Below are 10,041 nucleotides of genomic sequence, written 5' to 3'. Positions count from 1 at the left end.
GGTGTGGCTTACGGGGCCCGGCGCGGGGGGTTCTGGCTTGATCCCTCCGCCGGGCACGGTTGGCCACACCCTTTGCGCCAGCAGCGTCGAGGAAAAGGGCCGGCCTCCTGGAAGGGAGGCCGGCCCTTCGCGTCTCTTGGTGTTGATCTTGATCTGCGTCTTGGTGCTGGTCTTTGATCTTGCTCTTGGTGTTAGCGGCTGCTGGTGGTTTCGCGGACCCAGGGCAGGGCGAATCGTTCGATCAGCAGCAGCGCCGAGTAGAGCAGGATGCTCACCAGCGCCACCAGCATGATCGCCGCCCAGGCGGTGGCGGCGTCGCCGATGCCGGCGTACTGGGTGATGACGTAACCGAGGCCGCTCTCGCCGGCCTGGAACTCACCGATCACCGCGCCGATCGCGGCCAGCGGCATGGCCACCTTGAGGCCGACGAAGATCTGCGGCAGCGCGGCCGGGAAGCGCACCTTGCGGAACGCCTGCCAGCGGGAGGCGTTCCAGGATCGCACCAGCTCGGCCAGGTCGGCCGGCGTGGTGGTCAGTCCGGTCGCGGTGGAGAGCACGATCGGGAAGAAGCAGAGCAGGAACACCATGGTCAGGATCGGCTTCTGGCCCCAGCCGAGCGCCACCACCAACAGCGGGCCCAGCGTGATCTTCGGCACCGCGTTCACCGCGACCAGCAGCGGGGTGAACATCCGCTCCACAGTGCGGGAGCTGGCCAGGGAGAGCCCGATCAGCACACCGGCGGCTACCGACAGGGCGAACCCGGTCAGGATCTCCAGCGTGGTGTCCCAGGTGTGCTCCAGCATCTGGGCGGGTTTGTCGACGAACGCGCTGAGCACGTCGCCGGGCGGCGGCAGGGCGACCGGGTGGACCAGTTCCAGTCGGGCGATCAGCCACCACGCCGCCAGCGCGACCAGGATGCCGACAGCGGGTAGCGCCGCCTCGGCCCCGGCCCGCAGACCGACACCTCGACCCGTGCGCCCCGCCTCGGGGCCGGCACTGGGGGGCGCGGGTTCCGCCACCGCCGGGTCCGCTGACCGGACGTCGGTCATCTCTGTCCTCCTCGAAATCGCACGGCCCGCCGGGGGCCGACGAGCGACGGGGGTACGCCCCACCGGGATCGGCGGGACGTACCCCCTGATGACGACCGGACGATCAGGCCTTCGGCGCGAGGCTGAAGTCGATGATCTGCTCGGGGGTGATGTTCTGCTTCAGCGCCCCGGCGCCCTGCAGGATGGCGATGCTCTTGGCGACCCGACCGCTGTCCAGGGTGCCGATCGCGGTGCCGGTGTTGCCGGAACGGACGTACGCGGCCATCAGGTCCAGCTCGGCGGCGGCGGCGACCGGGTTGGTGGCGTCGACATTCTTCTTCAGGATGTCGGCGGCCTCCTTCGAGTTGGCCAGGCTGTACTCCAGGCCCTTGAGCAGCGCCGCGGTGAACTTCTTCACCATCTCGGGCTTCTCCTTGGCGGTCTTCGAAGAGGTGATCAGCACGTTGCCGTAGAGGTCCTGCATCACGTTGCTGTACGGCAGCATGACGGCCTTCTTCTTGGCCACCGCCTCGATGGTCGGCTGACCGACGACGAACTGGCCGATGCCGTCCACCGACCCGGCGGCCAGCGTGCCGATCAGGTTCTGCGCCTCACCGTTGACCCAGGTCACCTTGGTCGCGTCCACCCCGGCGAGCCGGGCGTACGTCGGGAAGAGGTTGCGGACCACGGAGCCGGGGGTGTCGGCGAGCTTCTTGCCCTCCAGGTCCTTCGGGGAGGCGATGTTCTTGCCCTCGACCGAGGCGATGCCCGCCATGGTGCGCTGCTGGATCGCGGCCACCGCGGTGAAGTCCTTCGCCTGGCCGTTGCCGAGCTGGAGCAGGCCGCCGGTGAGGTCGATCGGGCCGAAGTCGGCCTGGCCGCCGACGACGGTCTGGATCACGCCACCGGTGCCCTGGCCGGCCTTGATCTCGACGTCGAAACCGGCCTCCTTGAAGAAGCCCTTGTCCTTCGCCACCCAGGCGTAGGAGTCACGGCCGAAGTTGCCGAAGGAGGTGAGGTAGGTCACCTTCTGCAGCGCTCCGCCGTCGCCGCCCTTGGCGTCGTCGGCCGAATCCGACCCGCTGCTGCAGGCGGAAACGAGGGCGAGGGCAGTGGCCAGCGCGGCCGTAGCGACCGTACGGGTCAGCCTTCTCATCAGTAGCACCATGTCCTTTCCGACCGGGGCCGGCAGGCCACCGGAGGGGGTTGTCGTGACGGGCCGGCGGGAGGGGTCGAAGCCGGATTCCGCCGTCGTGGGGGGACTCTTCGCGGGCACAGCGTACGAGAAACCCACAGTTGCGACACCAGGCGTATCGGGTTGCGGAACGGATACAAACTGACGACCACCCCACTCGGTGCCATACCTCGACAGGACGGCTAGCCTTTGTCGGATTCCTGACCGTCGACTCAGCGGAGGTACGCCGGAGATGATCCGACTGTCCGGGGTGTCCCGTACCTTCGAGGGCCGATCCGGCCGGGTGGAGGCGCTGCGCGGCATCGACCTCGACGTCGCCGAGGGCGAGTTCGTCGCCGTGCTCGGCCGGTCCGGCTGCGGCAAGTCCACTCTGCTGCGGCTGATCGCCGGGCTGCTCCCGCTGAGCGCCGGTGAGATCACCGTCGCCGGTACGCCGATCACCCGTCCTCGCCAGGACATCGCCATGCTGTTCCAGAAGCCGGCGCTGCTGCCCTGGCGCACCGTGCTGGACAACGTCATGCTGCCCGTGGAGATCTTCGGCTGGAGCCGCACCAAGCACCGGGAGCGGGCCCGGCAACTGCTCGACGTCGCCGGGTTGGCCGGCTTCGAGAAGCGGCTGCCGCACGAGCTCTCCGGCGGCATGCAGCAGCGGGTGTCACTGTGCCGGTCGTTGATCGGTGAGCCCCGGGTGATGCTGATGGACGAGCCGTTCTCCGCGCTGGACGCGCTCACCCGCGAGGAACTCTCCGGCGAACTCCAGCGGGTGCACATGGAGAACAAGCCGACCATCGTCTTCGTCACCCACTCGATCGACGAGGCGGTGCTGCTCGCCGACCGGGTGGTCGTGCTGAGCCCCCGCCCCGGCCGGATCCGCAAGGTCGTCGACGTGGCCATCCCCCGGCCCCGCACCCTGGGCCGCAACGCCCACCTGGCCGACGTCGCCCAGGTCAGCGCCGACCTGCACGAACTTCTGATGGAACGCGACCAGCCGGCCACCGCCGGCGCGGAAGGACACTGACCATGCGGGTGTCGGTCTTCACCGAGCCAAACCGTGGCGCCAGCTACGACACCCAGCTCCGGTTCGCCCGGCTGGTCGAGGCCTGCGGCTACGAGGGCTTCCTCCGCGCCGACCACTACCAGTCGATGGGCGCCGACCCGGGCCTGCCCGGCCCGACGGACGCCTGGTTGACCCTCGCCGCGCTGGCCCGGGAAACCGAGCGGATCCGGCTCGGCACCCTGGTCACGTCGGCCACGTTCCGTCTGCCCGGCCCGCTCGCGGTGATGGTCGCGCAGGTCGACCAGATGAGCGGTGGCCGGGTCGACCTGGGCATCGGCGCCGGCTGGTACGAGCGCGAGCACACCTCGTACGGCATCCCGTTCCCGACGGTCGGCGAACGCTTCGACCGGCTGGCCGAGCAGCTTGAGGTGATCACCGGGCTGTGGGGAACCCCGCCCGGCGAGACCTACACCTTCATCGGCGACCACTACCGGCTGGTGGACGCCCCCGCCCTGCCCAAGCCGGTGCAGGTGCCCGGGCCGCCGATCATCGTGGGCGGACGTGGCCCCAAGCGCACCCCCGAGCTGGCCGCCCGGTACGCCGATGAGTTCAACATGCCGTTCAAATCCGTGGCGGTCACCGCCGAGGCGTACGACCGGGTGCGCGAGGCGTGTGAGCGGACCGGACGGTCGGAGTCCGGGCGCGACCCGTTGGTGCTCTCCGCCGGGATCGTCGTCGCGATCGGCCGGACCGACGCGGAGGCCCAGCGTCGGGCCGCGCCCCTGCACGAGAAGAGCGCGCTGCCGCCGGAGGACCCGGTGGTCGGCTCCCCCGCGCAGCTCGCGCAGCGGATCGGTGAGTTCGCCGCGATCGGCACCACCCGGGTCCACCTCCGCCTGATCGACTTCGATGATCTCGACCACCTTGAGCTGATCGCCGCCGAGGTGCTGCCCCAACTGGACGGAGCATGATGACCGACGTGATCGACGGAACCGAACTCGGCCCGGTGGGTCAGGAGATCGTGTACGAGAACGACCGGGTCCGGGTCTGGCACATCCGCCTCGAACCGGGCGAGCGGCAACCGCTGCACCGGCACGACCACCCCTATCTGGTGGTGGCGATCGAGGGCGCCAAGAACGTCGTACAGACCGTCGACGGGACCCGGATCGACGCCGACGAGCCCACCGGTGGAGTGGTCTACCGGGACCCGGGCGCGGTGCACATGCTGACCAATGTCGGGGATACGACTTACCTGGCCCGGCTGGTCGAACTCAAGTAGACCCGCCGATGGCCGCCGGCGTGCCGCGCGGCGCGCCGGTGGCGATCGGGTGTACCAGGTGCGTAACGTGCCGGACATGGCCTTTCGGACCTGGGGCAGACTGCTGCTCACGGCGCTCGGGGTGAGCGTGCTGGCCGGAGCCGGCCAGCTCGGCGTCGCGTACGGTTTCGGCATCGTCCGGCTGACCGGCGCCTTCACCGGTACGACCGTCAACCAGTGGCCGGCCCAGCTCGTCTGGGTGGGCTGGTTCGCCGCGAACGCGGCCGTCGCCGGAGCCGTGCTGACCGAGCGACTCGCCCGCCGCGACGTCCCGGCGGCCAGCACCGGCCGGCAGTTGGCGGTCGGTGGTGCGGCGGCACTCGGCGCCACCGTCATCGCCCCGCTCTGCATGCAGCCCGCCCGCGCCGCGGAGCTGATCTCCGTCGACCCGATCTGGGCGGTGGGCATCTGCGCCATGGTCGGTGCGGTGATCGGGGCGGGCGCGGCGATCGCCGTCCTGTTCCGGTCCGAGCTGGGCTGGAACATGGCGGCCGTGGCCGGCGCGGTCTGGCTGCTGGCGCTGATCTCCGTCCTGCCGTCGCTCGGCACGGCCGGCCCACTGCCGACCGTCCGGCTCGGCGTACTGGAGCCGAGCTGGCTCGGCGACGACGCCGCACAGCGGTTGGCGCTGCTCCTGCTGCCCACCGTGGCGCTGCTGGCCGGCGCGGCGACCGCCGGGCTGGCTCGCTGGCGGGGTCAGGCTCCGCTGGTCAGCGGGGCCACCGGGGTGGCCGGTCCGGTGCTGGTGGCGTTCGCCTACCTGACCGCCGGTCCCGGCGACGCGGTGGACCGCTACCAGGCGGCCCCCTACTACGGCTCGTTGATCGCGATCCTCGCCGGAGCACTCGGTGCGGCCGCCGCCGCACTGCTGCGCTGGCCGACGGGCACCCGTACCACCGATCCGCAGGCGATCGAGCCCTCCGCCATCCTGCGTCCACTGCCCGACGGGCCAGCGCTACCCAACGCCGCGTCGACGAACGACCGGCACAGCGCCGAGCGCACCGACCCGGAGACGACAGCCGCCGAGCTGTCCACCAGTGCCCGGCCTGGCGGCGTCGTTGCAGGTCCGTCGGCGACGGGCGACCCCGATGCCGTACGCACCGTCCCGGCTCACTGGGACTGGCCGGCGACCACCGCGAGCGGCCAGCACGGTCCGGCTCCCGCCGGCCCGCCGTCTCCCGCCGGCTCTCTGTCTCCGGCCGGCCCTCTGTCTCCGGCCGCTCCTCTGTCTCCGGCCGGCCCTTTGCCTCCGGCCGCTCCGTCTCGGTCCGACGCCTGGCTGGCCGCGCCGACCGGTGAGTTTGCCGCGGCAGCACAGCAGCCCCCGGCGGGCCAGGATGATGTCCCGGCCACGACCGAGCCCTCGGCCAGCACCGACGTCAGCAATGCCAGCCCGGCCAGCAGCACGGCCGGCAGCACGGCCCGGACCAGCACGGCCCGGACCAGCACAGGCAGCGGCACGGCGGCGGCCAGCACAGCCTCGACTGGCACGGACGCTCCGAGTGCCGCCACGGGTACGACAGACCCGACGGGTACGACAGACCCGACGGGCACGACGGGCCCGACGGGCACTGGCACGGGGGTGACCGGCGTGGGCACGGCCGACCACGGTACGCCCGAGCCGCCGCTGACGATCAAGCCGCGCCGAACCCGTAAGTCGAAGACCAACCCGGACGCCACCGCCCCCGAGGTGGCTGACGACACGTCCCCTGCCGACGTGACCACCGACGGGATGACCGCCCGCGAGACGACCTCCGAGGTCGCCTCGGCTGCCGACTCCGGCACGGCAGCAGCCCGCAGCACCGCTACCGGCGGAAAGCGACCACCAGCCACCGGCTCGAAGCGAGCGCCGGGCACCTCGACGACCGCCGGAACCGACGCCACGCCGGTGCCGGCCGACCCGAAGTCACCGACCATTGCAACCGACGCCACCCAAGCACCGACCGCCACCGCCGCGCCGACACCAGAGGCGACCGCCACCACCGGGCCGACTCAAGCACCGACCAGCACAGCTGGCGGGACGCGGGCACCGGCGGTACCGGCCGCGACCGGCGATTCCGCGATCGCCGGGGCTCGTGACGCCGACAACGCTCGGCCCGCCGCCGAGGACGTTCCCGCCACCGGGTCGTTCGGGGCCACCGCTGCCAGCGACCCGGACGCGGACCGGTGGACGCCCTCGCCGTCGGCCTGGCCGGTGACCTCGACGTGGACGGTGCCACCGCAGGCATCCGAGCCGGGGGCAACGGCGTCGGACGAGCCGAGCGGGCCCCACGAGCCGACGCCCAGGCCCCGGCATCGGCCACCGTTGCCGGACCTGAGCCGGGCCGGCACCTGGAACGCGTTCGACACCTCTCGGCGCGCCAGGTCGGCGGGACCGCAGGACAGCTCGACGGCGCGGACGGCGCCGACCGGAACCAGCGAGATGAACGCTCCGGCCGAACACCCCGACCCGAAGGAGTTCCCGGGCACGGTTGGCGCACCCTCCGCTGCCGCCAGCACCGACAGCGCCCTTGGCGATCTGGCGGGTACTGACGCCACGTCGGCAGCGCCGACGCCCCCGAAGGTGGCAGAGCAGCCCTCTCGGCGAGGACGACTCGGCGGGCTGTTCCGCCGCAACCGGTCCCGCGCCGACGAGGCGAGCCCGAAGGTGTCGGACGCGCCCGAGCCGCAGGCGACCCAGGACGAGGAATTCGTCGACTGGGTCGCCGGTCTGAGCAAGTCGGTGTCGGACAACGAGCCCGAGCAGGAGAACGGCCGCCGGTCGTTGCGCTCCAGCGGTCGACACCACCGCGACTGACCATCCGCGACTGACGTCACGAAAACACCACGCACCGGCCGGTCGCCGCTTGATCGACTCGGGTTCATTGATACCGGGCCGACCCACCCACCCGGACACCCCGACATTCATGAACCCGAGTCGATCACCCCACCGCAAGGCCGCACGTCGCTCAGGGACGGCCCGGCCCTGCGGGCGGGTCAGGCGAGCGGTAGGTAGACCCGGCTGCCGCCGGAGACGAACTCCTCCGACTTGTCCTTCATGCCGCGCGCCGCGTACTCCTTCAGCTCTTGGGTGATCTTCATGGAGCAGAACTTCGGACCACACATCGAGCAGAAGTGCGCGGTCTTCGCCGGCCCGGCGGGCAGCGTCGCGTCGTGGTACGAGCGCGCCGTCTCCGGGTCCAGCGAGAGGTTGAACTGGTCCTCCCAGCGGAACTCGAACCGCGCCTTCGACAGGGCGTCGTCCCAGGCCTGGGCGCCGGGGTGCCCCTTGGCCAGGTCCGCCGCGTGTGCCGCGATCTTGTACGCGATCACGCCCGCCTTCACGTCGTCGCGGTCCGGCAGGCCGAGGTGCTCCTTCGGGGTGACGTAGCAGAGCATCGCGGTGCCGAACATGCCGATCATCGCGGCACCGATGGCCGAGGTGATGTGGTCGTACGCGGGCGCGATGTCGGTGGTCAGCGGACCGAGCGTGTAGAAGGGCGCCTCGTGGCACCACTCCTGCTGGAGGTCCACGTTCTCCTTGATCTTGTGCATCGGTACGTGGCCGGGGCCCTCGATCATCACCTGGACGTCGTACGCCCAGGCGATCTTCGTCAGCTCGCCGAGGGTGCGTAGCTCGGCGAACTGCGCCTCGTCGTTGGCGTCCGCGATCGAACCGGGGCGCAGCCCGTCGCCGAGCGAGAACGTCACGTCGTACTTCGCGAGCAGCGAACACAGCTCCGCGAAGTTGGTGTAGAGGAAGTTCTCCTCGTGGTGCGCCAGGCACCACGCCGCCATGATCGAGCCGCCCCGGGACACGATCCCGGTCACCCGGTCCACGGCCAGCGGCACGTACGGCAGGAGCACCCCGGCGTGCACAGTCATGTAGTCCACGCCCTGCTCGGCCTGCTCGATCACGGTCTCCCGGAACACCTCCCAGCTCAACTTCACCGGGTCGCCGCCGACCTTCTCCAGCGCCTGGTAGATCGGCACCGTCCCGATCGGCACCGGCGAGTTCCGCACGATCGCCTCCCGGGTCTCGTGGATCCGCTTGCCGGTGGACAGGTCCATCACGGTGTCCGCACCCCAGCGGGTGGCCCAGGTCAGCTTCTCCACCTCCTCGGCGACGGACGAGCTGACCGCCGAGGTGCCGATGTTGGCGTTCACCTTGACCAGGAACGCCTTGCCGATGATCGCCGGCTCACACTCCGGGTGGTTGACGTTGAGCGGAAGCACCGCCCGACCGGCGGCGATCTCGGCCCGTACCAGCTCCCGGTCGACGTTCTCCCGGATCGCCACGAACTCCATCTCCGGGGTCACCACACCGGCCCGCGCGTACGCCAACTGGGTGGGCCGGCGACCGTCCACCCCGGCCAGCGGCGTGCCCGCACCCCGCACCGGCGCCACGTCACCCCGCTCGGCGATCCACGGACCACGCAATGCGGGCAACCCCACCGATGGGTCCGACCCGGGGCCGGACGTGTCGTAGAGCCGCACCGGCGGCAGGTCCCCGGTCAGCCCCACCTCCGCGAACGGCACCCGGACATCCGGCCGCGAACCCTCGACGTACACCTTGCCTCGTGCGTGCATGACAGCCTCCCTGGTGATCAAGCGGACCAGCCGAAGTGGTTCAGCGGCCCGCGCCCCGCGCCCAGCTCCCAGCCCCGCGCGCCGGTCAGCGCACGGAGCACGTACTCCTTTGCGGCCCCCACCGCGGCCGGCACCGGATCGCCCAGACCGAGCCGCACCGCGATCGCCGCCGAGAACGAACACCCGGTGCCGTGGGTGTGCCGGGTGGTCACCCGGGGTGCGCGCAACACTGTGGTGACGCCACCGCCGTGCAGCACGTCGACCGCTTCGCCACCGTCGAGGTCACCGCCCGTGACCACCACGTACTCCGGGCCGCCGGCCACCAGGGCCTCGGCGGCCACGACCATCGCGGCCACGTCGTCCACCGGGCGTCCGGTGATCGCCGCGGCCTCCGCGCAGTTCGGGGTCGCCACAGTGGCGTACGGCAGCAGCCGCTCCACCGCGTCCACCACGCCGAGCCGGTGACCACTCGTGGCGACCAGCACCGGGTCGACGACGAGCTGGGGCAGCCGGCCGTCCCGGGCCGCCTCGGCCACCACGTCCGCGATCGCCGGGGTGCCGAGCATCCCCGTCTTCACTGCGCAGACGGTGAAATCGGTGAGCACGCTGTCCAACTGCTCGGTGACCGTGCGCGGGGGCAGCGGCAGCACCGCGTCGACACCCCGGGTGTTCTGCGCGGTGACCGCCGTGAGGACGCTGGTGCCGTACGCGCCCAGCGCGGCGAAGACCTTGAGGTCGGCCTGGATACCTGCGCCGCCGCCGGAGTCTGAGCCGGCGATTGTCAGCAGTGTTCGCGGGGTCATCTTTCCTCTTTGGTTGCGGTTGGGGGCTGCGGCCGACCGTGCCCACTCCGGGCGGGGGGGGGTGTTTCCCCCGGGGGGGCCGGGGGGCCCCACCCGCGACAGGGGGGGCGGGGGGGCCCCGCGCCGGGGTG

Annotated in this window: 8 protein-coding genes; 4 read left to right on the top strand and 4 right to left on the bottom strand. The window is 71.5% G+C overall.

Annotated features, from left to right (window positions below; all coding sequences use genetic code 11):
• Positions 1 to 191: 191 nt before the first annotated feature.
• On the bottom strand, positions 192 to 1,049 hold the full coding sequence (locus ABZU52_RS30350) for an ABC transporter permease (protein WP_354974369.1): 858 nt from the start codon (positions 1,047 to 1,049) through the stop codon (positions 192 to 194).
• A 103-nt stretch (positions 1,050 to 1,152) separates the two neighbouring features.
• Positions 1,153 to 2,184, bottom strand: coding sequence for an ABC transporter substrate-binding protein (locus ABZU52_RS30345; protein WP_354974368.1), 1,032 nt, complete (start codon positions 2,182 to 2,184; stop codon positions 1,153 to 1,155).
• A 271-nt stretch (positions 2,185 to 2,455) separates the two neighbouring features.
• Between ABZU52_RS30345 and ABZU52_RS30340 the strand changes: the two genes are divergently transcribed.
• The 4 genes from ABZU52_RS30340 to ABZU52_RS30325 all read left to right on the top strand — a co-directional run bounded on the left by ABZU52_RS30340 (position 2,456) and on the right by ABZU52_RS30325 (position 7,335).
• Complete coding sequence (locus tag ABZU52_RS30340) at positions 2,456 to 3,241, top strand: ABC transporter ATP-binding protein (protein WP_354974367.1); 786 nt, start codon at positions 2,456 to 2,458, stop codon at positions 3,239 to 3,241.
• A gap of 2 nt (positions 3,242 to 3,243) precedes the next feature.
• Entirely contained in the window at positions 3,244 to 4,191 is a 948-nt protein-coding gene (locus ABZU52_RS30335) for an LLM class F420-dependent oxidoreductase (protein WP_354974366.1), read from the top strand.
• Positions 4,191 to 4,499, top strand: coding sequence for a cupin (locus tag ABZU52_RS30330; RefSeq protein WP_030329959.1), 309 nt, complete (start codon positions 4,191 to 4,193; stop codon positions 4,497 to 4,499). The genes ABZU52_RS30335 and ABZU52_RS30330 overlap by 1 nt, the downstream gene beginning before the upstream one ends.
• Before the next feature lie 76 nt (positions 4,500 to 4,575).
• Positions 4,576 to 7,335 (top strand): hypothetical protein, encoded by a 2,760-nt coding sequence (locus tag ABZU52_RS30325; protein WP_354974365.1) that lies wholly within the window; start codon positions 4,576 to 4,578, stop codon positions 7,333 to 7,335.
• A gap of 179 nt (positions 7,336 to 7,514) precedes the next feature.
• Here the strand turns inward: ABZU52_RS30325 and thiC are convergent, their stop codons facing one another.
• Together thiC and thiD are read right to left on the bottom strand one after the other, a co-directional pair.
• On the bottom strand, positions 7,515 to 9,107 hold the full coding sequence (gene thiC, locus ABZU52_RS30320) for a phosphomethylpyrimidine synthase ThiC (RefSeq protein WP_354974364.1): 1,593 nt from the start codon (positions 9,105 to 9,107) through the stop codon (positions 7,515 to 7,517).
• A gap of 17 nt (positions 9,108 to 9,124) precedes the next feature.
• Complete coding sequence (gene thiD, locus ABZU52_RS30315) at positions 9,125 to 9,910, bottom strand: bifunctional hydroxymethylpyrimidine kinase/phosphomethylpyrimidine kinase (RefSeq protein ID WP_354974363.1); 786 nt, start codon at positions 9,908 to 9,910, stop codon at positions 9,125 to 9,127.
• Between the last annotated feature and the right edge of the window lie 131 nt (positions 9,911 to 10,041).

This window comes from Micromonospora sp. NPDC005220 (assembly GCF_040607895.1).
Lineage (GTDB): Bacteria > Actinomycetota > Actinomycetes > Mycobacteriales > Micromonosporaceae > Micromonospora.
Note: the sequence above shows the minus strand (reverse complement) of the source record. Positions and strands in the feature narration are given on the sequence as shown.

What these genes read in the sequence shown, in the direction of transcription:
- ABZU52_RS30350 (WP_354974369.1), bottom strand. Translation starts at nt 1,049, where the DNA reads ATGACCGACGTCCGGTCAGCGGACCCGGCGGTGGCGGAACCCGCGCCC.
- ABZU52_RS30345 (WP_354974368.1), bottom strand. Translation starts at nt 2,184, where the DNA reads ATGAGAAGGCTGACCCGTACGGTCGCTACGGCCGCGCTGGCCACTGCC.
- ABZU52_RS30340 (WP_354974367.1), top strand. Translation starts at nt 2,456, where the DNA reads ATGATCCGACTGTCCGGGGTGTCCCGTACCTTCGAGGGCCGATCCGGC.
- ABZU52_RS30335 (WP_354974366.1), top strand. Translation starts at nt 3,244, where the DNA reads ATGCGGGTGTCGGTCTTCACCGAGCCAAACCGTGGCGCCAGCTACGAC.
- ABZU52_RS30330 (WP_030329959.1), top strand. Translation starts at nt 4,191, where the DNA reads ATGACCGACGTGATCGACGGAACCGAACTCGGCCCGGTGGGTCAGGAG.
- ABZU52_RS30325 (WP_354974365.1), top strand. Translation starts at nt 4,576, where the DNA reads ATGGCCTTTCGGACCTGGGGCAGACTGCTGCTCACGGCGCTCGGGGTG.
- thiC (WP_354974364.1), bottom strand. Translation starts at nt 9,107, where the DNA reads ATGCACGCACGAGGCAAGGTGTACGTCGAGGGTTCGCGGCCGGATGTC.
- thiD (WP_354974363.1), bottom strand. Translation starts at nt 9,910, where the DNA reads ATGACCCCGCGAACACTGCTGACAATCGCCGGCTCAGACTCCGGCGGC.